The following is a 24,511-nucleotide window of genomic DNA, read 5'->3' as shown; positions in this document are numbered from 1 at the left end:
CGTCCCAGGCCGCCGCGACGATGCCGCCGAACAGCGAGGCTCCGACGTTGTCCGGATGCCCTTCCAGGCGGCTGGCGATCTGGAGCAGGGCATCGCGGTCGAGGCCGCCGCCTGTCAGCTCGCTTGCGGCCGTCAGGGCGCCGACGATGGCGCTCGCGCTGCTGCCGAGGCCGCGGGTGAGCGGGATATCGCTGTACATGTCGATTTCCAGCTCCGGCAGATCGGTTCCCGTTTCCTGAAAGACGAGCTGGGCTGTCTTGTAGATCAAATTGCTTTTGTCCAGCGGGATGCCTTCAAGCCCTTCCCCATGCAGCCGGATGACCGTAGCCTTGTCCGCCGGCTTCATCTCGATCCATGTATAGAGCGACAGCGCCATGCCCAGACAGTCGAAGCCGGGTCCCAGATTCGCCGTGCTGGCCGGGACTCGCACCAGCACGCTTCGCATGCCCATCAGCCTTCCACCCGGTAGACGCTCTGCACGTTCTGGATGACATCCAGCGTCTGGAAGGCGTCCAGCACTTTATTCATCGCGGCCTTGCTGGCATTATGGGTAATCACGATGATCTCCGCTTCCTTCAGATCCGCATTCGGCTGCTGGATAACGGATTCGAGGCTGACTTCGTATTCGGCGAACACCTGCGTAATCCGGGCGAGAACGCCGGCTTTGTCCGCGACATGGAGCCGGAGGAAGTTCTTGGACGAGATCTGCTCGTCGGTCTTGAGCCGCTTCTCGTTGTAGGAAATGACGCCCTGCTGGCCGTTGACGCCGATCTTCAGGTTTTTCACCACGGACACGAGATCCGCGACGACCGAGGTCGCCGTCGGCAGCTCTCCGGCGCCCGCGCCGTAGAACATCGTTTCCCCGACAGCTTCGCCGTGGACGTACACGGCGTTGAACACCCCGTTGACCGAGGCGATCGGATGGGTCGTCTTCACCATCGTCGGCTGCACGCTGACGCTGATCGACTCGTCCCGGCGCTCGGCGATGCCGAGCAGCTTGACCTCGTAGCCGAGCCGCTTCGCGTAGGCGATGTCTTCCTTGGAGACGGAGGAGATGCCCTTGACCGACACGTCTTCCAGATTAACTTCCGAGCGGAAGCCGAGCCGGGAGAGGATCGTCATTTTGCGGGCGGCATCCAGCCCTTCCACATCGGAGGTCGGGTCGGATTCGGCATAGCCGAGATCCTGGGCCTCCTTCAGCACGTCGGCGTAGGACGCCCCCTCCTGGCTCATTTTCGTCAGGATGTAGTTGGTCGTGCCGTTGACGATGCCCATGATTTTGGTAATGCGGTCCGAGGAAAAGCCTTCGTTGAGCGTGCGGATGATCGGAATGCCGCCAGCCACGCTGGCTTCGTACAGAACGTCGCAGCGCTGCTCGCTGGCCTTGGCCAGAATCTCGCGGCCATGCAGCGCCATCAGATCCTTGTTGGCCGTGACGATATGCTTGCCGCGCGAGAGAGCTTCGAGAATATACTCCTTCGTGTTCTCGATGCCGCCCATGACTTCTACGATGACATCGATCTCCGGATTGCGGATGATCTCCCACGGATCGGTCGTCAGCTTCGCCGCATCGATGCCGATCGTCCTCGTCTTCTCCACGTTCTGCACGAGCACCTTCTCAATCTCGATCGGAGATCCGACCTGGCTGCGCAAATCCGCCTGATGGCCCTCCACGATCCGCACGACTCCCGTGCCCACCGTTCCTAGTCCGAGCAACCCTACCTTAACCGGCTTCATCGCCATTCCCCCGTTCCTGTTCCTAGTCGACATGCTTAGGCCGATCCGGCATTCACAGCACCGGACGCAGCGCTTTTCTATCCCTGGCCGATGACCGAAGCCCGCTTGACGCCTGGCACCAAGCGAAGTTCGTCCACGAATGCGAACACTTCATCCTTCATCGGAGCCGTATCTACCGACAGCACCACATTGGCGGAGCCTTGCAGCGGGATGCTCTGATGGATCGTCAGCACGTTGCCGCCTCGGGCCGCGAACATGCTGAGCACTTGGGACAAAATGCCGGCCCGATGCTCCAAATCGATGGACACCGTAATGATCGACCCCCGCTCCAGCTCCCCCAGCGTCAACACGCCTTCCCGATACTTATAAAACGCGCTGCGCGACAGATCCGCCTTCTCCACCGCCTCATGGATGGTGGCCGCTTCGCCGCGCGCCAGCATCTCCTTGACCGCGATCGTCTTGATGATGGCTTCGGGCAGCAAATCCTCGCGGACGACATAATATCGCTCTGTCAACATTTCGTCCTCCCAGCGTAGACAGATGTACTCCCATAGAGGACATTATACGGAAAACCGATCCTTTCGGCAACCGTTGATTTCATGCCCAATGTTCGTTTTAACGAATTTATGTACATTATAACGCATAAACTGCCATCAGAAAAGCTGCCCGATCGACAATCATCCGGCAGCTGTGTTGCTCTCTCTATCTATTCACCTGTTTCTAAGCGGAACATCGTTTTGCGGCCCTTTATTTCACGGCGCAGAACACGGCAAAATCCCGATATTTATAGACGCAATCGACGCTGGAGAAGCCCGCTTCCTCCATCCAGCGAAGCTGCTCGGACACTTTCGCGTTGATGTCGACTTCCCTTCGAAGCACGGAGCGTCCGCCTCCTCCGCGGCCAAGCGGCCGTCGTAAATATCCCTCAGCCACTGCTCCCGGTACAGCCGGTCGAACAACGGGGACTCCGCCGCGGCTTGATCGGCATTGACGAAGCGGCCTCCGTCTTCAAGCCGCGCCATCACGCTGCCGAACAACAACCGCTTATCCTCATGCCGCAGATGATGGATGGCCAGCGAGGAAACGATCAGGTCGTAAGGCCCTTCGGGAAGCTCGCCCGTCATATCCGCTTGCACGAAATCGACTCGGCTGTCGCCCGCAAATCGTTCTCTCGCCTTGTCCAGCATGCTTGCCGTGAAATCCGTCAGCGTAATATGCGCTCTCGGATAACGCTGCCTCATAAAGGAGGACATCAGCCCCGTTCCCGCCCCTAAATCCAATATCCTCGGCTCCGCTGCGGCGCTGTCGGCGGCCCAGGCCGCCATTCCGTAAAAGTCGTCGAAGCAAGGAATCAGCATTCTCCGCTGTGCGTCATATCGAGACGAAACCGCATCGAATTGCTGCTGAACCCGATCTCCCATCGCTGCCACCCCGTTTCTTTTCTTAGTCTCATCATAAGGGAATTCATTATTATTTTGAAATATAAAATAACCATCACTTTATAGGAGTTATCTATAAAAAGACAAAGGAAAAGGCCCGGATTTCTCCCGGCCCGATTCCCCCTGCTTGCCTCTTATTCCGGGGAGTATTCGCTTCCCTCGAAAAATTCGAACACGAATTCGCCGAGATGCACCGTATCTCCATCCTTGGCTCCGATTTTCCGCAGAGCGGAATCGACGCCCATCTTGCGCAGCATGCGGCCGAAGCGGTTCACGGCGTCATACGAGTTGAGGTGAATCCGCTTGAGCTGACGCTCGAACGATTCGCTCTCCACGACATAGTAGTCGTTCTCGCGGTACACGCGGAACGGCTCTTCCTTCTTCTCGGCATGACGGTAAATTTTCCGCTCCTCGACTTCCTTTACCTCCTCGAGTTCAGGCGCTTCCGGAATTTCATCCAGCTTTGCGGCTGCCTTGTAGAGCAGCTCCTGAATGCCTTCCTTGGTCAGCGAGGAGATGGGAACGATGTCGTAGGTCTGGCCTTCCTCTTCGCGTTCCGCCAGCTTCTGGCGGAACAGCTCCAGATTCGCGGCGGATTCGGGCATGTCCATCTTGTTGGCTGCGATGATCTGCGGACGCTCGGCGAGCTTGGCGTTGTAGAGCACGAGCTCTTCGTTGATCTTCAGCCAGTCCTCGAACGGATCGCGTCCTTCGGTGCCCGACATGTCGACGACATGGATGATGACTCGGGTGCGCTCGACATGGCGCAGGAATTCATGGCCAAGGCCGATGCCTTCATGTGCGCCTTCAATCAAGCCCGGCAAGTCGGCCATGACGAAGCTGCGGCCCTCTTCGACATCGACAACGCCAAGATTGGGCGTGATCGTCGTAAAATGGTAGGCGCCGATCTTCGGTCTGGCGGCGGATACGATCGACAGCAGCGTCGATTTGCCCACGCTCGGGAAACCGACGAGCCCGACATCGGCCATGACCTTGAGCTCCAGCACGAGCCAGCGCTCCTGGCCCTCCTCGCCCTTCTCCGCGATTTCGGGAGCGGGGTTGCTGATCGTCGCGAAGCGCGGGTTGCCCCGTCCGCCCCGTCCGCCTTTGCCGACGATGACCTGTTGTCCGTGGCGGGTCATATCCCCGACAATTTCGCCGGTATCGTCATCAATGATGATCGTTCCCGGGGGGATGCGCACGATCGTATCCTCGGCTCCGGCTCCATGCATGCTCTTCGGACGGCCCCGCTCGCCGCGTTCGCCCTTGAAGTGCTTCTGATAGCGGAAGTCCATCAGCGTGCGCAAGCCCTCGTCCACACGGAAGATGACATTGCCTCCACGGCCGCCGTCCCCGCCTGCTGGACCGCCCTCGGGCACGTATTTCTCCCTCCGGAACGATACGATGCCGTCTCCGCCGTCTCCGCCTTTGACAAATATTTTTGCTTTATCGACAAACATGATTAGCCTCCAATTATGCGCAGAGCGGAGCCTTAAGCAGCACATGGCGGAACTGCTTCAGGCTGACGGCCTGCAGCGGGGTTCCGCGCAGACGCTGCTCCAATTTATCTACCAGCTCATCGCCGTCGCGCAGCTCGCCGGCGAACTCCAGCTCCACCATCAGCTCATCGGCTGCGCGGGACAGCTTCAGCACCAGGACGGCAGGATCGCCGATTCCCGGCTTGACGCCGAAGCGATAAGCGTTAATGACTTCGATCAGGGCATCCGCGGTCCGGTCTCGGTCAAGCTGGAAATCCTCCAGCGTGAGGTTGTCCTCGACGTCCACTTCAAGCACCAGATTGTGGCTGAGCGTGCGGAAAGATTGCAGATAGGCGACGAGAGAAGGAATGCCCAGGTGAGCGATCTTGCTCTCCACCGCCATCTTGTCCCGGATCCGTTCCACGCTGGCAGCAGCCCTATCCAGCTTGCCGATGCGGATATAGCCGTACAGCACCTGCAAATCGTTCATCCAGTCATGCCGGTGATGATTCAGCGTACGGATGGAGGCTTGCTGCTGGAGCGCGGAGGCGCGCCTGGCGCGTTCCTCATGCTCCTTGCGCTCCTGGACAATCCAGAAGGCAGCTGCGGCAACGGCCCACAGAATGAACAAAATATGCGTCCATAGCAAGGAAGGCCGAATGATCACGCCTGCTGCAGGCAGCAGGACAGACCCCGCTGCATACAGCTTAGCCGATCCGATGCGATTCATACGTTTATCCCACTTTCTGCCTTAAGGATGCCCTGGCCAGCCAACTCCGTATGCCAGCCGGCAATTTGTTGACAAAAAAACCCGGCCTGTTCAAATCAGGCCGGGTCGCGTCTCTCGTGAACTTAAGCTTCTACTGCTGCAGCTACCGGAGCCAGATCAACGGGATAAACGCTGGCTTTCTTGCGGTCGCGTCCCCAACGCTCGAACTTGACGACGCCGTCGATCAGAGCGTACAGCGTGTCATCCTTGCCGATGCCCACGTTGTTGCCCGGGTGGATCTTCGTTCCGCGTTGACGGAACAGGATGCTGCCCGCGCTTACGACTTGGCCGTCAGCACGCTTGGCGCCGAGGCGCTTCGATTGGCTGTCGCGTCCGTTCTTCGTGGAGCCTACGCCCTTTTTGGAAGCGAACAACTGAAGATTCAGTTTCAACATGTCGGTGTCCTCCCTTCTCGTTAAACTAGCTCTTCGTTCAAGGTGACGAATTTGCTGTAGGAATCGGCGATTCCGCTCAGCATCACCACCATGGATTCCAGAAGCAGCTGGACCCGGCCGTCGGCCGTTTCGTCCTGCAGAGCTGGAATTTCCGATTGGAGCCATCCATTCTTCATGACGGCCGGCAGGGCGACGCCTGCCAACGCCTCAATAGAATTCACGGTGCCCACCGTAACGGCGGATACACCTGCGCATACGATATCTTTGCCCGCTTTGGCATATTTCGCGTGCCCCTTGACGGAGAAGGCGGTAATATGCCGGTCACCGGACCGCCGGATGAACGTAACCTCGATCATGAGAGCACCAGCTTACGCTTGGATGCTTTCGATCGTGACTTTCGTGTACGGCTGACGGTGGCCTTGCTTGCGGCGGTAGTTCTTCTTGGCTTTGTACTTGTACACGATGATCTTCTTGCCTCTGCCGATTTTCTCGACCTTGCCGGAAACCGTAGCTCCGGAAACGATCGGGGAACCCGTCACGAGACCTCCGTCCTTGGATACGGCCAGGACGCGATCAAACGTTACCGTATCGCCTTCGCCGGCGTTCAGCTTCTCGATGTAGAGAACGTCGCCTTGCTGAACTTTGTACTGCTTGCCGCCTGTTTCGATAATTGCGAACATGGATGGTGCACCTCCTTATAGTCGAAGACTCGCCTGGAAAAGGTGGGGAAATCGACGAGCGAGATCCCGGCTTGAAACCCGTCCGGTGCGGTACCATATATGTCCTCGGGGGACATACACCAAAGTAGTGTACCATATCCTAGGCGCTCATACAATAGCTATGTCGAAGCTCGTCCATCCTGACCGCCCTTGGCGCGCGGAGAGAGCCCGACGTACCGTTGCCCGCTCCCGCCGCAGCTGCCGCAGATCTCATGGAACTTGGGCCCGATGCTCTTGCGCGTTTTCTTGCGGGTAATCTCGAGCAGGCCGAGCCGGGTCCAGCCGTGAACCTGGCATTTGCTCCGGTCGTCCCGCGAGGCGTCCTCGAGCTGATGGCGCACCTTCTCCCGATGGATGCCGTCTTCCATATCGATGAAATCCACGATGATGATGCCGCCCACGTCGCGCAGCCGGAGCAGGCGGGCGATCTCGCGGGCCGCCTCCATGTTCGTGCGGAACACCGTATCCTCCAAGCCGCTTGTTCCGGTGAACTTGCCCGTGTTGACATCGATGACCGTAAGCGCCTCGGTCTGCTCCCAGACGAGGTAGCCGCCGCTCGGCAGCCAGATCCGCGTCTGGAAGGCCGCGCTCAGCTGCTCGGCGATTCCATGCTGCTCCACGAGCTTCAGCGCGGACAGGATGCCGAACGTAAGCTCGAAGAACGGCATCAGCCCGATGACGAGCACGGCGGTGACGAGTCCGCTGCCGAAGGCAAAGCCGAGCGAGTACAGGATGTCCTTGCGCTCCGGCAGATCGCCCAGCAGGAGGATCGCCAGTACCGACACCGTCCCGAACAGGCTCGCCATGATGCCCGCCTTCAGAATCGTCGAGCGCTGGCTCGCGCGGTGAACGCTGAAGATCGCGCTGAACGAGACGACGCTGATGACGAAGCCGTACCGGAAGTCGAACAGCGTGTTCTGGTCGGCGTTGAAGATGACGCTGCCCATGATGGCGAACAGGAATGAGCTGACGATCGCCAGCTGCTTGTCGAGCAGCAGCGTGATGAGCATCGTGCCGACGGCTGCCGGAGCGATGTAGGCCGCGTAAGGCATTGAAGCCGACTGCGTAAGCCCCGCTGCCTGCATCAAGGCCAGATTGAGCAGATTGATCAGCCACAGCATGAATAGATGCATGTTGTTGTAGCGGGGCTTCACGCCGCTGATGCTTCCGGACTGCTGCAAGTAGACCATGATCATGAGCACGAACAGGACGCTCGCCAGCAAAAGCCCAAGCTGCGGCCAGTAGGTGCGCTGCCCGCCGAGCATGCCCGCTCCCGCCAGCATGTCGTATTTCTCCTTGCCGACGACCTCGCCTTTCTTGACGATGATGCCGCCTTCCTTGATCATGACGGGGGTCGTGTTCTCTCTCGCGAGATTCCTGGCTTCCTCGGTCGCCGCGTTGTCCGGGAACTTGTTCGGCATGAGCGACATGCGGGCGAGCTCCTGCACGATCTCGCGGGTCGTGCGCTGCGTGAGCGAGCTGGCGTTCACGAGCTCGGCCACCTTGGCGCGCGCCGTCTCGGCTTCCCGGATCGGATCGGCCGACAGCTTGCGGACGACGGTCACTCCGACCTGCCTCATCTCCGCGATCTGGGCCGAGGTCAGGCTCGGAAGCTTGTAGAACACTTCGGCAGGGACGGCGTAGGCTTGCGCCTTGGCGGCTTTGGCCATCTCCTCCAGCAGCGTATCGCTGATTCCCGGCTTGCCTTGGTTCAGGCGGCTGAACTCGTCCAAGTATTCGCTGTAGTAGCTCGGAATTTCGCTCCGGTAGATGTCGATCTTGTTGCTTTCGGTGACGCCCTCATCCTGATTCAGCAGCTCGATCCGGTTGAACACCCGGTTGAGAATGGAATCCGGCTTGAGCGGCAGAGAGCTGGAGATCGGCTCCACCGACTCGGCGGCCTGCTCCTGCGCCCGCTTCGTGGCGATCTTGTCCTCCACGGTTTTGGAAGCGACGATGTCGCGGTCGCTCGCTTGATCCAGGGTGATGTTGTACGTCTCCGGAACAAGATGCGGGGACAAGTTGAAGTAGAACAGCAGCACGAACAAAATGCAGAGCCCCGTTCGAATTACTGGGCTCTGCTTCCATTTATAGATCCATGAAGGCTGCTCAGCCGGATTCCGGCTGTCTTCCCTTTTCCGGTCCATGCCGCCAACAGTCCTCTCTATGCTTGGATTTCAGCATCCTCATTGTAGGCCATGATGATTTTCTGCACAAGGGAATGCCGGACGACATCCTGCTCCACGAATTGGATGAAGCCGATCTCCGGAATGTCCGTAAGGATGCGCTGCGCTTCCTTGAGACCGGATTTCTTGCCTCTCGGAAGGTCGATCTGGGTGACGTCGCCCGTTACGATCATCTTGGATCCGAAGCCAAGCCTCGTCAGAAACATTTTCATCTGCTCGGGAGTCGTATTCTGGGCCTCGTCCAGAATGATGTAGGAGTCGTCCAAAGTCCGTCCGCGCATGTACGCGAGCGGCGCGATCTCGATGATTCCCCGCTCGAACGCCTTGGCGGTCGCCTCCGGCCCCATGACGTCATGCAGCGCGTCGTAGAGCGGGCGCAAGTACGGGTCCACCTTCTCCTGCAGGTCGCCGGGAAGGAAGCCGAGATTCTCGCCCGCCTCGACGGCAGGACGGGTAAGCAGAATTCTTTTGACCGCGCCTTCCTTCAGCGCAGCGACAGCCATGACGACAGCCAGGTAGGTTTTGCCCGTGCCGGCCGGTCCGATGCCGAACACGACGTCCCTGGCCTTGATCATCTTGACGTAATGGCGCTGGCCCAAAGTCTTGACCCGAATCGGCTTGCCGCGGAAAGTCGTCGTCAGCTCCGTCTTGAACAAGTCAAGCAGCTGGTCGGCTTCAAGCGTGCGGGACAATTCGAAAGCGTACATGATATCTCTCTCGCTCGGGGTGTAGCCCCCTCGGAAGAGCTGAAGCAGGACGGAATAGAGCTGCTCCAGGGAATCGACCTCTTCGGCCGGCCCGCTGATGACGACTTCGGCATCGCGGGACCGGATCTGCGAGGACGTCAGAGCTTCAATCATTCTCAAATAGTGATCGCGGGGACCGAACAAAGCAAGCCCTTCCGCAGCGTTGTCTAACACGATCTTGGCGGTTTTCGTCTCAGTTGGCAAGCGTTCCTCATTCTCCTTGCATCTGAACTAGTGGCATTTCCTTCACGATCGATTGGTCCACTTCCAACAGAACTTTCATATAAACTTTACCATTGTCCGTCTTCTCATGCAAAATTTTTTGCTCCTTCACGACAGCATCCGCCCCCGCCTTCGACATCAGATCCGCTTTTGCTCTCTCTATGCCCGCCTGCACGGCCTCCTCCCGGGTAAGCGTCTTCTCTTCCACCCGGGTTTCCATGACCGTCTCCTTGAGCCGTCCTGCCGGCAGCCTCAGTCCCCGCCAGCCCAGATTCTCCTGCTTCTCCTGCGTCTGCGACTGGGCAAAGGGGTTGGCTCCGAACCCGCTCACCTGCAGCGCCCTGCCGAACAGGACAACCGACCATTTTGTCTTGCTCTCCCCGGTATAGACATGGGTCTGGATGCTTAGCGGAGAAACGATCGCATATTCATGCCAGACGAGGCCGCGCACCTCTCCATCGGCAACGACGGTAGCCGTATTGGGCGGTTCTCCGATCGTACCGGAAATCAAGGTCTGGCCCTTCTTCACCTTGGTATTGACTCGGACGACCGGCCTTCCCTTATCGGCGATGATGCGGGTCACGACCGCATCCGAGGATGCGATGATATGGCGCGGGCTGTTCAGCTTGGCGGCATCGGGACGCTTGGACTCCACCACCTGGAAAATGATTCTTGTCCCTTTTTTCTCCACGCCGATCCATGCCGCATCCGGCAAGCGCGCCGACAGCTTGGCCGCCAGCAGGCTGGGCTCGGGAAGCTTCCAGGACCATTGGAACGGATACACCCCTTCCGCCTTCGCCGCGGCAAGCAGATCCTCTTGCTTGATCCGCTCCGTCCCCCGCACCTCGATCGTCCATACCAGAGAAGAGAGCAGGAACATCGTCGCGAAAAAGAGGACGATGCCGGCCGCAAAAAACTTGCGCTTCGCCGCTTTGCGAAGCCAGAACGGCAGCCCCCGCCGCCGCGTCACATGAATCCGGCAGCCCGTCCGCTTCAAATACGGCTTCAGCCGGAAGAAGTCCGGCACCTGCACGGCAAACTCCATTTCCTCCGGGCTTGTCCGCCGGATCGACCACAGCGCCAGCCCGTCCTTCAAGCAGTCGTTGACGAGCTCTTCCTGGGCGCCACCGCGCAGCCGCACCGTGACGATTCCCCGCAGCCGCGGCAACCATCCCTCATTCATCGTTTTCCCTCCCCGTCCTTCAGGTTTACGGAAGTGATTCTGCCCTCGATGAACACCTCTTCCGTCCAGATCGTACGGATGATGAGGTCCATCCCGTTGACTTCGAGCTCTCCCTTGCTGAGCTTGAGCCTAAGCTGCTCCGACGAGAAATGAATCACGCCGCGGTGGTTTTCAATATAAAGCTGACGGTCCCCGATCATGATCATCCGGGGAAGATCATAGGCCACATCCTGGGGCAGATCGAGGATATCGGCCGTCCATTTGCGCATTCTTCGGCTCAGCTTGCCCATTGAGGTGTCCATTCTCCCTCCGTACAGCTTTTCTCTGCAAGGACATCGGCTTCGCCGCCGGCAATAAGGGCGGAAGGCCGCTGCTTTGCGAAGAGTAGAACAGAATGCCTGCATCCATCCGCTGTCTTTTCTTCTTAAAAAGTATGCAGGGAGCGGCCCGATTATGAACGGACGAGAGCGGCTTGGAGACATGTTGCCGGATCAGTTCGAAGGCCGGGGCGGCGCATCTCGCGAGCTTTGCTCCGCAACGGTGCGATGACGTTCATCCCTTGTCCATGGCAAAAAGGCCGCAGCATGGATGTTCTCCATGCTGCGGCCTTAGGCAGGACATCAAGCTGAACGGCTTAGCGGCGGTAAGGCTTGCGGGAGCGCGGCGGTCCGATGATTTCGGCCCACAGCACCGCCTGTCTTATCTCTTCCCCTGTCAGGCCGGAAGCGCGCGCGGCCTCAGCTTCGTGAGGCGAAGCCTGCTGCTGGCGCAGCGGCTGACGCCTGGAGCCGTCCATGCTCCGGTCGTCGAGCTCGCCTCTGCGTACGGAAGGCAATGCTTCGGGAAAAGCGGGAGCATCTGTCCAGGGCTCCGCCCATTCGGACGATCTCCCTTCGCCGCCGCTCAGGCCTTCCTCGGAAGGCTCCATGGAGCCCGTACGGCGATCTGCGGCACGTCCGAGCGGGCCGGCGGACGATGGACGAGCGGAAACTGAAGGCGGACGGGCCGGCCCCGGAACGGGGGGTTCCGGACGCTGTGCCGGGACCTCGGTGCGCTGCAGGGGACCCGATGTGCGCTGCGGCATGCCGCCCCCTCCGAAATCAGGCATTCCCGACGGCCGCCGCTGCGGTCCGGGACCAGGCCCGGCGCCTGGCTTCGCCATTTTGCTGAAAATCGACCAGATGACGCCGCCGACAATAAAGACGAGATAAATGTGCTCTACGATAAAGCGGATCAAAGCTTCGATTGGATTGTTGTCCACGGGCAGGTACCCACCTCCTCTGGAAGAAAAGCAGGCATGGGATCAGCGGTCCTGCTTGCCGTCGTCCGCTCCGCCTTCCGGTTTTGCGATGCTGCCTCTCATTTGGGTATCCGCTTCGATATTTTTGAGGTTCATGTAATCCATCACGCCGATTTTGCCTGACTTGAGGGCATCGGCCATGGCGAGCGGAACCTGCGATTCGGATTCCACGACGCGGGCTCTCATCTCGACGACCTTCGCCCTCATTTCCTGCTCCTGGGCAACCGCCATCGCGCGTCGTTCCTCCGCCTTCGCCTGGGCGATGCGCTTGTCGGCTTCCGCTTGCTCGGTCTGCAGGTTCGCCCCGATGTTCTTGCCTACGTCGACGTCCGCGATATCGATCGACAGAATTTCGAAAGCCGTTCCGGCGTCAAGGCCTTTGCCGAGCACGGTGCGGGAAATTAGATCCGGATTCTCCAGAACGTCCTTATGGGAATTCGAGGAGCCTACGGTCGTAACGATGCCCTCGCCGACACGGGCGATGATCGTCTCTTCGCCGGCGCCGCCGACGAGGCGCTCGATGTTGGCGCGCACCGTTACGCGGGCTTTGACTTTCACTTCGATGCCGTCCTTGGCGACAGCAGCGACGGTAGGCGTTTCAATGACTTTCGGGTTGACGCTCATCTGCACGGCGAGCAGCACATCGCGGCCGGCCAGATCGATGGCGGCGGCGCGGGCGAATTCGAGCTCGATATTGGCGCGCTGCGCGGCAATGAGGGCATTGACGACACGGTCGACGTTGCCCCCGGCCAAGTAATGGCTCTCGAGCTGATTGATCGACAGGCCGAGACCGGCCTTCGTCGCCTTGATCATCGGATTGACGATCCGGCTTGGCGTTACGCGGCGCAAGCGCATCGCGAACAGCGTGAGGATCGAGATCCGCACGCCCGAAGCGAGCGCCGAGATCCACAGCATGACGGGAAAGAAACTCAGAAACAATGCGATGACGACGATAACCAAAATTGCGGCAATTACATACCCTACGGAACTATAGTCCATTCCATCGACTCCTTTATTGGTCGTTATTCGTTGATTCCTTGACGATGACGCGGGTGCCTTCGACGCGCGATACCCGAACCGAGGCGTGCTGGGCGATGAACTCGCCGGAAGTCACGACGTCGATTCTTTCCCCGCCAATCTCTACGATTCCTGCAGGACGAAGCGGAGTAATGGTAATGCCGCGCTGTCCCAGCAGCTGCTCCTTGGAGGCGGCGGGCAGAAACCCTTCCTCGGATGTAAGTCTGTCCCGCAGAACAAACCGGTTCCATATGCCCCGGTCCCTGAAACGCCGCGCTACAGCGGTTACAACAATGACCGCGAGGGCAAGCGCGGTAAGCATGCAGACGACCGCGGTGAAGCTGTCCTCGAAGCTCATCAGAACCGCTCGGAACAAAGCCAATGCTCCCAGTATGCCCAAAATGCCGAAGCTCGGCACGAACAGCTCGAGCGCCAGCAGCAAAACGCCTAGAATAAAGAAGAAGACGTCATAACCGTCGCTGTATCCCGCCTGATGGGCACCAAGGAAAAAGAGTCCGAATGCCGCGATGCCGATCAGGCCCGGAGCAGCGAAGCCCGACAGCAGCAGCGCCAGCATCGTCCCGGCAAATCCGATGAAGAGCAGGATCGCCGCCACCGCTGGACTCGACAGCCAGCTGCCTGCCGGCTCCGCCTGGGCACCAAGGAGCATGCCGGATTCCGACGCAAACCCTTGGGACGGCAGCAAGAGCAGCCCTGCCGCAGTTAGAGCCATCATTTTCTTGAACCCGGAGAAATGAGAATGGCCGGACTCCTTTGCCTTTTCGTATCGAAATCTTGATTCGATCGCCTGCCCTGCTTTTTTTCCTATTCCCACTGAAACACCCCCTTGTTTCAATTGGTAACCTTTTATTCGTATACCTTTTACATACGTTGGCCGAATGCGGTTGGTTTCGCTTAAATTCGGCGCAAATACCGCTATAAGTAGCTGTATGGCGTGTATGAGTCCCGCATGACAAGCATTTCCCCGTTGAAACCAAAAAACACTCCCCGGAGGGGAGTGTCTGAGTGGTCCGAGTTAGGGCAGAAATTGCAGTACCGTTTGGTTTACTAGCTTACCGTCAGCGCGTCCCTTGACCTTAGGCATAAGGGCGCTCATGACTTTACCCATCTCGGCCTTGGAAGAAGCACCGGTTTCCTGGATGGTCTGCTCTACTATTGCTTTGATTTCTTCTTCGGTCAGCTGCGTGGGAAGGTAAACACTAATAATATCAATTTCTGCTGCGACATCTTTTGCAAGATCTTCGCGGCCCGCTTTTTGAAATTCTTGGAGGGAATCTTTACGCTGTTTGATCTCACGACTCACAATGTCAAGAACCTCTTCGTCTTCAAGCGGACGCTTGAGGTCGATCTCCAGGTTCTTCACTGCGGCGCGCACCATTCGAATCGTAGTGAGTCTGAACTTGTCCTGATTCTTCATGGCTTGCTTCATATCGTCGTTCAATCGTTCGCTCAGGTTCATATCGGAAGGATCCTCCTAAAACTTTCTCTTACGCGCAGCCTCGGATTTTTTCTTGCGCTTAACGCTCGGCTTCTCGTAATGCTTGCGCTTCTTGACCTCTGCAAGGACACCGTCCTTAGCAATGGAACGCTTGAAGCGGCGGAGTGCAGCATCGATGGTCTCATTTTTGCGAACTTTCGTTTCAGACACTTGTTATCCCTCCCTCCGAAACAGACGGTCCAGAGCATGAACACGGCTTATCAATCTTCATTATAATTCAAAGAGAAAGCCGGTGTCAACTCGAGTGTCCTTCCACCAAAGCGCCTAATTTGCGGCCGCCAAGCAGATGGAAATGCAGATGGTAAGCCGTCTGCCCTCCGTCGGCGTTGCAGTTGTTGATCAGACGGTAGCCCGACTCGTCGATGCCCTCTTCCTTTGCAAGCGACGCGGCCGTCTGGACCAATTCGGCGATGAGCCTCCGTCCTCGGGGAGCACGTCGTTCATCGTCGGTATATGGCGTTTGGGGATGACCAGAATATGTACGGGCGCCGCAGGCATGATATCGCGGAAAGCAAGAACATTGGCGCTTTCATAGACTTTGGTGGAGGGAATGGTTCCTTCAACGATCTTGCAAAATATACAATCGCTCACAGCTCCCGACAGCTCCTTCGTCTCCAGACCTTGATCCCCCTATTGTAGCGCAAAAGAGGCTTGCCGTCTAATGAAGTTGAGAAGCTTTTTCGGGAACGGCATGCGGCCTTTCTCCTCCGCAATCCATGCCGGCCCCATCGGGCCTCCCAAGGCTCGTCCTTCCATGCCGGAGAAGAAGCGCGAAGCCGGCTTGGGGCGGCTTCGCGGCCGTTGCGAACGGAATGCCGGAGACTACAGGAAGGGCAGCAGCGTAATGCCGGCAAGGGCAGCCAGCGGGAATACGGCGCGCGCGAAGCGGCGGCGCGGGTAGTATGGATATGGATACAGCGGCGGATAAGGTCCGAAGCCCGGCCCGAAGCCCGGTCCGAATGCGCGCGGATGGACTTCGCCCATGTCGCATGGGATGGCAAGGCAGACATACTCGTCGTCATAATGCTCGATGAAGCCGTCGCAGCACCAGCCGTCTTTCGTGTGGGCAAGAACGTACCGGTATTTGTGGTTGTCGCAGAAATGCTTCATCTCCGGCTTTTCCATGACCAGCACGTTGATCGTCGTATTCATGACCGGCGGAGCCGCCGGCATCGGCGCTGGAATCGACGGCTCCGGCATGACGGGCATCGTAGACGGCTTTGCGGCCGGCGCCGTGGAAGGCTTGGCGACCGGTGCCGTGGAAGTTTTATGATGCGCGGCGGGCAGCGTCGTCGCAACAGGATTGACAGGTTCCAAAGAAGACCAACTCCTCATAGGTTCTGCCTTATCCTATGCAGCCCATGGGCGGATGGTTGTTTGTCCCGATAAATTAGATAAATGAAGAGAAGCGCCGGAAAAAAAAGTGCGGCAGCTGCGGCCGTCGACATGCAGTCCGCCTGGCGCGAGAGGCAAAAAAAAGAAAAGCAGCCTGAGGGCCGCCTTTCCGCGAAGAAGCCGAGCATGGCGATCAGCTTTTCAAGTATGCTTCCATGACGTTCAGCATTTGCAGGCAGATGTCGGGCCAGCCTTTCTCGGCTTGAATCGTCAGAGCGCGTTCCTTGCTGTCGATCGAAAAGTCGACGCCCCCGAGCAGCCGGGCCAGCTCCTTGGCCGTCTGCGCAAGACGGGCTTTGTCCTCCTTGGTGCCGGAGACGATAGCCTTGCCGGCCTTTTCCACGAACGCAGCGGCCGACTGCTTGTAATCCGCCGGCCACTTGGAGGCGTCCGCGCTGTATTCCTCGCCTCTGTCCATCAAAGTCAGGAGCGAACCGGACTGTCCCAGGAAAAAGGCGCCCGCATCATAGATGGCCCGGTCTTTGTCCGCTCCGCTTTTCTCTTCCATCGAAGGGAGCAGAGCCGCGAGATTCGACAAAGCCTGGCTCGTCCCGCCCATGCTTTGCAGGATCGTCTTTCCTTTGTCCACGCGGTCCTGCTGCTTGTCTTGAAGATGCAGGGAGAATAAGAACACGTTGCCGATGAGGCTGGCCGTGAGCAGCACGAGCGTCACGGCGAGCGCATAGGAGCGCTTGGTCGTTTCCGGTGGCGATGATGCTTCCAACAAAATCATTCCTTTTCGTCAGGAGTCAGCTGAACGGCCTCGCGGCTGTCCAGGAAATAGATGTGAAGCTCATCGACGGGCCTGCCGAGCGCCGCTTCGATTGCGGAGGCGTACAGCTCCAGCTGGAAACGGTGCTTCTCGGCCGCTTCCGATGCGCCCCCGACCAGACGGTCGGTTTTGTAATCGACGAGGATGAGCCTCTCCCCTTCCTCGAACAGACAGTCGACGACGCCTTGGATCAGCACGGGCTCGCCGGCCTCCGATGCGCTCGTGCCGGGATATACGCGCGCTGCGGGAAGCGTGCTGCTGAACGGCACTTCGCGCCGGACTTTGGACGAGCGCAGCAGCCTCTGGCCGAGGCTTCCCTCGAAGAAAGCGACGACCGAAGCCGTATCGGCGGCAGAAGCCTGTTCCTCGGTCAGGATCCGCTTCCGGACAAGCTCGGCTACGGTATCCTCCACCGCCGCTTGATTGATGCTGCCGGCCAGCGGCAAGTGCTGCATGACCGTATGGAGGACGGTCCCCTTTTCGGCTGCCGTCAGTTTTTTGCGTTCCATGAACTGAGGCCTGCGGAGTCGGAAGGAGGAGCCCTCTGTCCGCGGCTGCGCGCTGCGGCTGACGCCATGGGAGCCGAGAGCCTCCGGCACAGCCGGAAGTCCGTTCTTGTCGACGAAAGGACCTTCCTCGTAAGCAGCGGAGTCTTCCGTCCGGTAGGCTTCTCCCCTCATGCGCTTCATTTCCGTCACGGAGGTTTTGGCCGCTATGCGCGATGCCTCTCCATACGGGTATTCCCATGAAAGCCGCCGCTCCACTTCGGCCTCCCAGCCGCCGGCCGCGATCGGAATCATGCCGAGCACCGCCTGCAGCTCGTCCGGGTCCGGTCCGGCCGAGCCGGAGTCGGCGGCTGCGGCCGCCTCGGAGCCTAGCGTGTAATACGGCACGACACCAGCTTCCCATTCCTCGAAGCCGTTCCGGCCTTGAAGCGGCTTGCCGGCAGGAGCGGCGGCCTCGGCGGCTCCATCGGAGCTGGCGGCCGGTTGGTCTGCAGCCGCAGATTCCGCAGCCGGCTCCAAGCCGCCGGCATGCGGCTCGCGGGCGGTCGATCCGCACGCCGCTCCTTCAGAAGCTGGCGGGGATTCGCCGTCCGGGCGGTCTCGAAGCTCCCGCTCCGTTTCCTCCGGCGCTGTCCTCTCCGCCTCGGCAAGCGGCATGGCGGCGATATCCATCATGCCCGCTCCGGCCAGAGGTCCGAGCCAGTCCAGAAAACGGCGCGCGGAGGCGATCCGATAATCCGACAGCCGGCCGGATTCGTCCAGCGCCGATGCCCACCGTTCGGTTGTCTTCGCGGCATCGTCCGTCGTGCCGACGAGAATCATCTTCTCCTTGGGGCGGGTGAGCGCCACGTACAGGACCCGCAGCTCCTCCGCCTGCATCTCCATTCTCATCCGGCGGCGGATCGCCAGGCACGGTAGAGTCGGGTAGGAGAGCCTCAGGTCCGGATCGATGAACTTCGGACCAAAGCCGAGCTCCTTATGCATGAGGAACGGCGCGCTCATATCCTGCTGGTTGAATTTCTTGCCCAGTCCAGCGACGAAGACGACCGGAAACTCCAGTCCCTTGCTTTTATGGATGGACATGATCCGCACGACGTCCTCGCCCTCTCCGAGAGCGCCGGCCGTGCCGAGATCCCCGCCGTTCTCCCGCATCCGGTCCATGAAGCGGAGGAAGCGGAACAGTCCCCTCGCGGTGCCCGCCTCGAACTGGCGCGCCCGGTCGTGCAGCGACCTCAAATTCGCTTGACGCTGCATGCCCCCGGCAAGACCGCCCGCCCAATCATAATAACCGGTCTCGCCGTAGATGCGCCAGATGAGGTCGGCCAGGCTGCCCTGGCGGGCAGCGTCCCGCCACTCGTCCAGCTTGCCAAGGAACAGCGACAGCTTGCGGCGCAGTCCTCCTTCCGTAAGCAGGTCGTCGGCTGCCTTGACAACCGCTTCGTAGAAGTAGCCTTTGCCTCCCCCGATCCGGATTCCGGCAAGCTCCTCGGCGTTCAGCCCGAACATCGGCGAGCGGAGAAGCCCGGCGAGCGGAATATCCTGATAAGGATTGTCCACGACCCGCAGCGCCGAAAGCATGACCTCCACCTCGACGGCGTCGAAGTATCCGCTGCCAAGCTCGGCGTAAGCGGGAATACCGGCAGCCTGCAGCTCCTCCATCAAGATGGGAGCCCAGGCTTTCGTCGCCCTCAGCAAAATGACGATGTCCCTCCAAGCAAGTCCCCGCTTGCCCTTGCGGTCATGAACGGCGAAGCCTTCTTCCCGCAGCTGCCGGATGCGTCCGGCGATATAGCGGGCTTCCAGCTGGGCGGTCTGCAGGTCGGCCGCTTCTTCCCGCTGCTCCGCTTCCGGCGATCCTTCCGCCTGCTCGGCCGGAGCTTCGCGGACGCTGCGCCCGCCGGTGCCTTCCCGGTCGATCAGCGCGAATTCGATCCGGTTGGCGCGCGGAGGATCCGGGTCGGGATACGTTGCCCCCAGCACCAGCTCGGCGGCTTCATCGTATTCCATCTCCGCCACGGATTCCCTCATCAATGCCTTGAAAACCGCATTCACTCCGTCCACGACCTGCAGCCGGCTGCGGAAATTCCGGGCCAGATCGATCCGGCGCCCGGGAGCCCCCGCATCCGTGCCTGCCGCCTCTGCCTCGCCGAGTGCCTCCGTTCGCCGGGCAGGCCGGAACAGACGGTATTTCTCCAGGAACAGATCCGGCTCGGCCAGGCGGAACCGGTAAATGCTCTGCTTGACGTCCCCGACCATGAAGCGGGTGCCGCCTTCTCCTTCTCCGGCGACTCCGGTCAGCAGCTCGACGATGGATTCCTGGACCCGGTTCGTATCCTGGTATTCGTCCAGCAGCACCTCGCGGAATTGCTTGCGGTAATCGAGCGCTGCGGCGGAAGGCAGATTGCTGCCCGGCCTGGAGTCGTCCGCCCGCAGAATCTGCAGGCAGTAATGCTCAAGATCCCCGAAGTCGAGAAGCCCCTTCTTCCGCTTGGCCAGCTGATAGCGCCCGTCGAACTCGATGACGAGCTCCGCCAGGGCGCGCATGAGCGGCGCCAGCTGCTCCAGCTCGGCCGCATACTGCTTGGCCGAGCGGCTGAACAGCTCCTTGCCGAGCTCATCCACGAGCGAGCGCGCTTCGTCCCGAAGATCCTTGACCCGCTCCTGAAGGCTTTTGTCGGCGTCGCCGCCTCGAACGGACTTGAGCCTGCCGAAGCCCCCCGCCAGCTGCCAGGCGTCCCGCCACTCGTCCCAAGGACGGGTTGCGACCGCTTCCGTCAGTCCGGCGACCAGACTCAGATCCTCCCGCAGCGTGTCGGCATAAACGGAAGGCCCTTCCGGCAAGAGCGCCATCCGAAGCGCTTCCTGAAGCGCAAGCCTGGCGCCGCCCAGCGCGAGCGCGATATCCGCCTCCAGCGCCGCGACCCAAGGGCTGCCCCTGCCAGCTCTTCCGGTCCGCCGGCGGAAAAAGCGGCCGCCATCGCACGGAGCCAATCATCCGGCCAAGGCTGCGACCGCGAGAAGTCGTAGAGCTGCTGGACAAGCCGGTACAAGGGCTCGTCGCCCTTCTCGCCGCCGTAGCGGTCCGCCAGGCGGAGGAAATCCCCGTCGCCGCCGGCATCTCCGGCATAACGCTCCTCGAACAGCTCGTCCAGCACTTCCAGCCGCAGCAGCTCGGCCTCCGTCTCGTTGGCGACCCGGAATCCGGGATCAAGGCCGATCAGCGGATAGTAACGGCGGATCACATCCAGGCAGAAGGAATGCAGAGTCGTGATGGATGCCCTGCCGAGCAGCGCCAGCTGACGCCGCAGATGCTCCGAGGACGGATCGCGTTCCAGAGCGGCCTCCAGAGCCGTACGGATCCGCTCCTTCATCTCCGCCGCGGCCGCCTTGGTGAAGGTGGCGACGAGCAGCCGGTCCACGTCGGTATCCTCCGATATGATGCGGATGATCCGCTCGACGAGAACGGCCGTCTTGCCGGAGCCGGCCGCGGCCGCGACGAGCACATCCTCGCCGCGAGCCGTAATGGCCCGCCACTGATCGTCGGTCCAGGTCGATCCTTCCGGTTTGGGAATGCAGCCTTCCATCGCCATCTTCAACTCCTCCTTCCATCTCCATTTTCATCCCGATCCGCCGTTCCTTTCAACGGGCTCATATCCCCGGATACCCTGTCCCGAGATGCGGGACCCATATCCCGGGGTGCGGATTGCATATCCCCGGGTGCAGGATCCATATGCAGGGGTTCGGAATTCATATCCGCGGCGCAAGCCGGCTCCGCCTGGGCTTCCGCCAGCTCCTCGAGCGACCGCCACACCTCTTCCTTGCCCGGAGTCCCGAGCTTCAGGTACTCGTTGGCCTCGTTGAGCGGGTCGAACTGGCATACCGGCCGGTACGAGCAGAACTGGCAGGGCGTCTTGGAACCGAGGCGATAAGGACGGATGGCGATCTCTCCGTCCTTGACCGACTGTCCGATCGTCGCGATCGTGCGCCGCACCGAAGAGCGCAGCAGCTCCCACTGTCTTCCCGACGCCAGAGCCGAATCGCTGAGGAAGGTCCCGTCTTTCTTGAAGCCCGCCGGAAGCAGGTCGGAACGTCCTTCCATCGCGCCGTCCATCATGCGCACCGTGTCCGCGTCGTCGAGCAGCAGTCCGCGCATCTTGAAGCGCTTGAGCAGCATCGCCGCCGCTTCGTCCGGCTCAAGCCCCGACGGAACGCTGAGCACGGGATTATGAACGTGGAAATACAGGACGCCCGCCGGCTGCGCAGCGGAGCCCAGCCATTTCTCGGCATGCGTGAGCAGGACGTCCAGGTAGGTGAGCATCTGCAGCGAAAGGCCGTGCGAGACTTCCTCGAGGCGGAGCTGGGTCGCGCTGGACTTGTAGTCCAGCACCCGCAGCAGCAGGCCCTTGTCCGATCTGGCCGCGTCGACGCGGTCGATCCTTCCGATGATGCGGATGCTGCTTCCGTCGGGCAGCTCGATATCCAGCGGCGGCAGCGTGCCGTCCGGCCCGAAGTCCACTTCCAGCCCGACCGGCTGGAACTCCGCCCTGCGCGCATGCTCTCCCAGCACGACGGCGGCGCGGCTGACGATGTCCTTCAGCTTGCCGGCGATATACCGGTAGCGCCCGCTGCTGAGCAGAATTTCCGATTGCAGGCGGGGCGACAGCTCCTCGACGACCCGCCCGGATATCGCCTTGATCTCCTCGCTGCCCGCCCTGCCCCAGCCTTCGCCCAGCTCCGTGGCGACTCGGCTGAGCGCCGCATGGAACAGCTGGCCCATATCGGGCGCCTGAAGCTTGTACAGCTTGCGCTCCTTGAGCCCGAGGCCGTGAATCGCAAAATGCTGGAACGGGCAGGAGACGAACCTCTCCATCCGGGTGACGCTCGCCGTCAGCCGGCTTCCGTACAGCCGGTCCGCAGTCCGCCTGGTCAGCGCCGCCTCCTGGTTGGCGTAGCTCAAGGAATCCAGCATCGCCTGCAGCCTGGATTGCCACTGCGGCCGGACAGCGAACCAATTGTACGCATCCCGCCACAAGCCGGAAAGCTCTCCCCCTTCCATCCAGGAACGGATTCTCGGCATCAAGTAGGAGAGCGTGCGCTGCGGCAGCTCCATGTACTCGAGCAGCTCCCGCTCTCCCTCGTCCTTCTCCGGAAAGGCCGCCGCAGGACGGGATTCCAGCCAAGGATACAGCTTTCTCAAATGCCGGACATATTCGGAAGGATAGAGGCCCTTGCCTTCCTCGTCGGCTAGCGGCCAGCTGACCCAGAGCCCTTCCGAAGGAGACAGGAACGCCCTGTAGATCAAATAACGTTCATCGAGCAGCTTCCTTCTCATGCCGGGAGCCATCTCAAGCCCCAGGTCGCCGAGCGATTCCCGCTCCCTCTCGGTCAGCACGCCGTCTTCCTGCATGCGCATCGGCAGGACGCCGTCGCTCGCGCCGAGCACAAAGCTGAACCGGACATCTCCCGTCCGCGTCCGATCCATCGTTCCCACGACGACCTGATCCAGGGAAGGCGGCACGGCGGACAGCTTGAGGCTCTCCAGTCCCGTCTCGACCATGCCGGCGAACAAGTCCGCCGGCACCTCCTCTTCTCCCGCCATCTCCACCAGCTGATCCAGCAAGTTCATGACGCCGTCCCACAGCTGCCGGTGGATGCGGGCGGAGCCCGGCCTTCCTTCGGCCAGATCGCTCTCGCTGCGCCGCTCCAGCCTGGATGCGGCTCCAGACCGGTCCAGGAAATCGAACAGAGCCTCGCACATGCCCCGTATCGTCCCCGCCTTGGCAATCGCCCGCTCGAGCCTCGCCAGAGGCGAAACAAGCTCCTTGCGCGCCTTCAGCAGATCCTCGAATTCCGCCACCCTGCGGGCATCAGCCTCCGCCGGCTCGTCCTCCACTCCGCCGCGCAGGAGAGGCTTCCAGCCCTTGGGGCTTTTCCACTGCCGTCCCTCGATGCCGGCGGCAAGAACGTAGTTTTCCAGCCGGTCGTAGCGCTCGCGGTCCATCCTGCCGTCCTCGGGAAACAGCATCTCCGTCTTGACGCAGCGGAAAACCGCTTCATGCTTCCAGCCGTACAGGACCGTCTCCAGAGCGGAGCGAATGAATTCGGACAATGGATGATGGAGGACGTCCTTGCTCTGATCCATGAAGAAGGGAATGCCGTAGTCCGTAAATACGTTATGGATGGCATCGTTGTATTCCGCGCTTTGCCGCACGACGACCGCCATTTCCCGCCAGCGCGCGCCCTTCTCCCGCCGTCAGCCGGAGCATCTGCCTCGCGGCCGCCTCGACTTCCGCCCTGCGGTTCGCGGCTGCCGTCAGGACGACGGCATCGGCAGCCCCGGCCGATTCGAGATTCGGCATCGGGCTCCACCAGCCGAAGTTCTTCTCCAGATGGGCCAGCATGCCGGCCCGCTCATATCGCGGCGGCGCATCGGCAGGCAATGCGGCTGCCGGATCGATCGGAACCGACAGCTCCTCGCTCAAAGCGCGAAGCCGGATATACGTATCCGCCGCCGGATGAAAGAGATCGAGCTCATGCGGACGGACGCCGTCGTCATAAGGCCTGTCCAGGCAAAGGGTTACCGTCACCTGCTCCGCATGCCGCAGCATGGATCCGAGGGCAGACAGCTCGTTCGGCGTGAAGCCGTTGAAGCCGTCCACCCAGATCCGCGCTCCGCGCAGGGAGCCGCAGTCTCCGAAGCCTTCCGCGAGATGGAGCAGATGATCCTCGTCGTCCATATACAGCCCGGCAAGCTCTCCGTCCAAGGCGCCGTAAATCAGGGACAGATCATGCAGCTTGCGCGAGAGCAGCGAGGCAGGGCCGCTCTTCGGCCCGTCTCCAAGCCTCGCCTCGATGTCGGCGGGACGGATTCCGTACCGCTTCCACTCCGTCAGCAGCTCGCCGAGCTTGCCGATGAAGCCTTGCTGGTCCGTGCCTCCCCGGAACAGCAGCAGGTCGGAGGACAGCCGATGGACAATTTTGTGGAGAAGCATGTTCTTGCCGTTCTCGCCGACCGGGATGATCGCCGCCCCGCCCGTCTCCTGCATGACGCGCAGCGCCAGCCTGASGAAGAACTGGTAGAAGTTCAGCTTGCTCCACACCTCCCCGAAGTTGGACCAAAGAGGCGCG

The 24,511-nt window shown here is 60.6% G+C and carries 24 protein-coding genes and 1 pseudogene; all 25 read right to left on the bottom strand.

What is annotated here, in order from left to right:
* Positions 1–451: homoserine kinase (locus BN871_RS03740; RefSeq protein ID WP_048744642.1), on the bottom strand; the 451-nt coding region annotated here is incomplete at its 3' end.
* Positions 451–1,737 carry a homoserine dehydrogenase gene (locus BN871_RS03735; RefSeq protein ID WP_048744652.1) on the bottom strand — a complete coding sequence of 429 codons (1,287 nt, stop codon included), beginning with the start codon at positions 1,735–1,737 and terminating at the stop codon, positions 451–453. The genes BN871_RS03735 and BN871_RS03740, both read right to left, overlap by 1 nt.
* 77 nt (positions 1,738–1,814) lie before the next feature.
* Positions 1,815–2,255: an ACT domain-containing protein gene (locus tag BN871_RS03730; protein WP_076354318.1), complete on the bottom strand. Its 441-nt coding sequence runs from the start codon at positions 2,253–2,255 to the stop codon at positions 1,815–1,817.
* 234 nt (positions 2,256–2,489) lie between these two features.
* Positions 2,490–3,158, bottom strand: a complete 669-nt coding sequence (locus BN871_RS03725) for a class I SAM-dependent methyltransferase (RefSeq protein WP_232312792.1) — start codon at positions 3,156–3,158, stop codon at positions 2,490–2,492.
* A gap of 152 nt (positions 3,159–3,310) precedes the next feature.
* On the bottom strand, positions 3,311–4,636 hold the full coding sequence (gene obgE, locus BN871_RS03720; protein ID WP_048744640.1) for a GTPase ObgE: 1,326 nt from the start codon (positions 4,634–4,636) through the stop codon (positions 3,311–3,313).
* A gap of 13 nt (positions 4,637–4,649) precedes the next feature.
* Positions 4,650–5,384, bottom strand: coding sequence for a Spo0B domain-containing protein (locus BN871_RS03715; protein ID WP_021881559.1), 735 nt, complete (start codon positions 5,382–5,384; stop codon positions 4,650–4,652).
* 122 nt (positions 5,385–5,506) lie between these two features.
* Positions 5,507–5,818 (bottom strand): 50S ribosomal protein L27, encoded by a 312-nt coding sequence (gene rpmA / locus BN871_RS03710; protein ID WP_048744637.1) that lies wholly within the window; start codon positions 5,816–5,818, stop codon positions 5,507–5,509.
* Positions 5,819–5,838: 20 nt separating this feature from the next.
* Positions 5,839–6,174, bottom strand: a complete 336-nt coding sequence (locus BN871_RS03705) for a ribosomal-processing cysteine protease Prp (RefSeq protein WP_048744636.1) — start codon at positions 6,172–6,174, stop codon at positions 5,839–5,841.
* A 12-nt stretch (positions 6,175–6,186) separates the two neighbouring features.
* The gene (gene rplU / locus BN871_RS03700) at positions 6,187–6,498 is read right to left on the bottom strand and encodes a 50S ribosomal protein L21 (protein WP_021881561.1); all 312 of its coding nucleotides are present in this window, start codon (positions 6,496–6,498) and stop codon (positions 6,187–6,189) included.
* Positions 6,499–6,656: 158 nt separating this feature from the next.
* Entirely contained in the window at positions 6,657–8,684 is a 2,028-nt protein-coding gene (locus tag BN871_RS03695) for a ribonuclease E/G (RefSeq protein ID WP_053086932.1), read from the bottom strand.
* A 17-nt stretch (positions 8,685–8,701) separates the two neighbouring features.
* Positions 8,702–9,673, bottom strand: coding sequence for a PhoH family protein (locus BN871_RS03690; RefSeq protein ID WP_021877527.1), 972 nt, complete (start codon positions 9,671–9,673; stop codon positions 8,702–8,704).
* Between the two features lie 7 nt (positions 9,674–9,680).
* Positions 9,681–10,874 (bottom strand): sporulation protein YqfD, encoded by a 1,194-nt coding sequence (yqfD, locus tag BN871_RS03685; RefSeq protein ID WP_048744634.1) that lies wholly within the window; start codon positions 10,872–10,874, stop codon positions 9,681–9,683.
* Positions 10,871–11,164, bottom strand: a complete 294-nt coding sequence (yqfC, locus tag BN871_RS03680) for a sporulation protein YqfC (RefSeq protein ID WP_048744633.1) — start codon at positions 11,162–11,164, stop codon at positions 10,871–10,873. Before yqfC ends, yqfD begins: the two co-directional genes overlap by 4 nt.
* Before the next feature lie 344 nt (positions 11,165–11,508).
* Positions 11,509–12,135 (bottom strand): hypothetical protein, encoded by a 627-nt coding sequence (locus tag BN871_RS03675; protein ID WP_048744632.1) that lies wholly within the window; start codon positions 12,133–12,135, stop codon positions 11,509–11,511.
* A 42-nt stretch (positions 12,136–12,177) separates the two neighbouring features.
* On the bottom strand, positions 12,178–13,173 hold the full coding sequence (gene floA, locus BN871_RS03670; protein WP_048744630.1) for a flotillin-like protein FloA: 996 nt from the start codon (positions 13,171–13,173) through the stop codon (positions 12,178–12,180).
* Between the two features lie 13 nt (positions 13,174–13,186).
* On the bottom strand, positions 13,187–13,927 hold the full coding sequence (locus BN871_RS03665; RefSeq protein WP_157060191.1) for an NfeD family protein: 741 nt from the start codon (positions 13,925–13,927) through the stop codon (positions 13,187–13,189).
* A gap of 300 nt (positions 13,928–14,227) precedes the next feature.
* Positions 14,228–14,671, bottom strand: coding sequence for a GatB/YqeY domain-containing protein (locus BN871_RS03660; RefSeq protein ID WP_021881737.1), 444 nt, complete (start codon positions 14,669–14,671; stop codon positions 14,228–14,230).
* A 15-nt stretch (positions 14,672–14,686) separates the two neighbouring features.
* Entirely contained in the window at positions 14,687–14,860 is a 174-nt protein-coding gene (rpsU, locus tag BN871_RS03655) for a 30S ribosomal protein S21 (protein WP_005547957.1), read from the bottom strand.
* Between the two features lie 85 nt (positions 14,861–14,945).
* Positions 14,946–15,301, bottom strand: a pseudogene (locus BN871_RS03650) (histidine triad nucleotide-binding protein).
* 231 nt (positions 15,302–15,532) lie between these two features.
* Entirely contained in the window at positions 15,533–16,027 is a 495-nt protein-coding gene (locus tag BN871_RS28800) for a hypothetical protein (protein ID WP_021881735.1), read from the bottom strand.
* A gap of 211 nt (positions 16,028–16,238) precedes the next feature.
* Positions 16,239–16,829: a hypothetical protein gene (locus tag BN871_RS03640; protein ID WP_048744597.1), complete on the bottom strand. Its 591-nt coding sequence runs from the start codon at positions 16,827–16,829 to the stop codon at positions 16,239–16,241.
* Between the two features lie 5 nt (positions 16,830–16,834).
* Positions 16,835–20,272 carry a helicase-exonuclease AddAB subunit AddA gene (gene addA, locus BN871_RS03635; RefSeq protein WP_232312794.1) on the bottom strand — a complete coding sequence of 1,146 codons (3,438 nt, stop codon included), beginning with the start codon at positions 20,270–20,272 and terminating at the stop codon, positions 16,835–16,837.
* Complete coding sequence (locus BN871_RS28795; RefSeq protein WP_232312790.1) at positions 20,176–20,973, bottom strand: UvrD-helicase domain-containing protein; 798 nt, start codon at positions 20,971–20,973, stop codon at positions 20,176–20,178. The genes addA and BN871_RS28795 overlap by 97 nt, the downstream gene beginning before the upstream one ends.
* Before the next feature lie 2 nt (positions 20,974–20,975).
* A complete protein-coding gene (locus tag BN871_RS03630; RefSeq protein ID WP_053086930.1) occupies positions 20,976–23,606 on the bottom strand; it encodes a PD-(D/E)XK nuclease family protein in 2,631 nt (876 codons plus the stop codon).
* Positions 23,557–24,511 (bottom strand): PD-(D/E)XK nuclease family protein (locus BN871_RS28175; RefSeq protein WP_374725873.1); only part of this gene is annotated, 955 nt, incomplete at its 5' end. The genes BN871_RS28175 and BN871_RS03630, both read right to left, overlap by 50 nt.

Source organism: Paenibacillus sp. P22 (assembly GCF_000469945.2).
GTDB lineage: Bacteria > Bacillota > Bacilli > Paenibacillales > Paenibacillaceae > Paenibacillus_O > Paenibacillus_O humicus.
The sequence above is the reverse complement of the archived record's forward strand: the minus strand, read 5'-3'. Positions and strand labels throughout refer to the sequence as shown.

Excerpts from the sequence above, each read along its gene's own strand:
- BN871_RS03735 (WP_048744652.1), bottom strand. The coding sequence starts at position 1,737 with ATGAAGCCGGTTAAGGTAGGGTTGCTCGGACTAGGAACGGTGGGCACG.
- BN871_RS03730 (WP_076354318.1), bottom strand. The coding sequence starts at position 2,255 with ATGTTGACAGAGCGATATTATGTCGTCCGCGAGGATTTGCTGCCCGAA.
- BN871_RS03725 (WP_232312792.1), bottom strand. The coding sequence starts at position 3,158 with ATGGGAGATCGGGTTCAGCAGCAATTCGATGCGGTTTCGTCTCGATAT.
- obgE (WP_048744640.1), bottom strand. The coding sequence starts at position 4,636 with ATGTTTGTCGATAAAGCAAAAATATTTGTCAAAGGCGGAGACGGCGGA.
- BN871_RS03715 (WP_021881559.1), bottom strand. The coding sequence starts at position 5,384 with ATGAATCGCATCGGATCGGCTAAGCTGTATGCAGCGGGGTCTGTCCTG.
- rpmA (WP_048744637.1), bottom strand. The coding sequence starts at position 5,818 with ATGTTGAAACTGAATCTTCAGTTGTTCGCTTCCAAAAAGGGCGTAGGC.
- BN871_RS03705 (WP_048744636.1), bottom strand. The coding sequence starts at position 6,174 with ATGATCGAGGTTACGTTCATCCGGCGGTCCGGTGACCGGCATATTACC.
- rplU (WP_021881561.1), bottom strand. The coding sequence starts at position 6,498 with ATGTTCGCAATTATCGAAACAGGCGGCAAGCAGTACAAAGTTCAGCAA.
- BN871_RS03695 (WP_053086932.1), bottom strand. The coding sequence starts at position 8,684 with ATGGACCGGAAAAGGGAAGACAGCCGGAATCCGGCTGAGCAGCCTTCA.
- yqfD (WP_048744634.1), bottom strand. The coding sequence starts at position 10,874 with ATGAATGAGGGATGGTTGCCGCGGCTGCGGGGAATCGTCACGGTGCGG.
- yqfC (WP_048744633.1), bottom strand. The coding sequence starts at position 11,164 with ATGGGCAAGCTGAGCCGAAGAATGCGCAAATGGACGGCCGATATCCTC.
- floA (WP_048744630.1), bottom strand. The coding sequence starts at position 13,173 with ATGGACTATAGTTCCGTAGGGTATGTAATTGCCGCAATTTTGGTTATC.
- BN871_RS03665 (WP_157060191.1), bottom strand. The coding sequence starts at position 13,927 with ATGATGGCTCTAACTGCGGCAGGGCTGCTCTTGCTGCCGTCCCAAGGG.
- BN871_RS03660 (WP_021881737.1), bottom strand. The coding sequence starts at position 14,671 with ATGAACCTGAGCGAACGATTGAACGACGATATGAAGCAAGCCATGAAG.
- BN871_RS28795 (WP_232312790.1), bottom strand. The coding sequence starts at position 20,973 with ATGGCGATGGAAGGCTGCATTCCCAAACCGGAAGGATCGACCTGGACC.
- BN871_RS03630 (WP_053086930.1), bottom strand. The coding sequence starts at position 23,606 with ATGGCGGTCGTCGTGCGGCAAAGCGCGGAATACAACGATGCCATCCAT.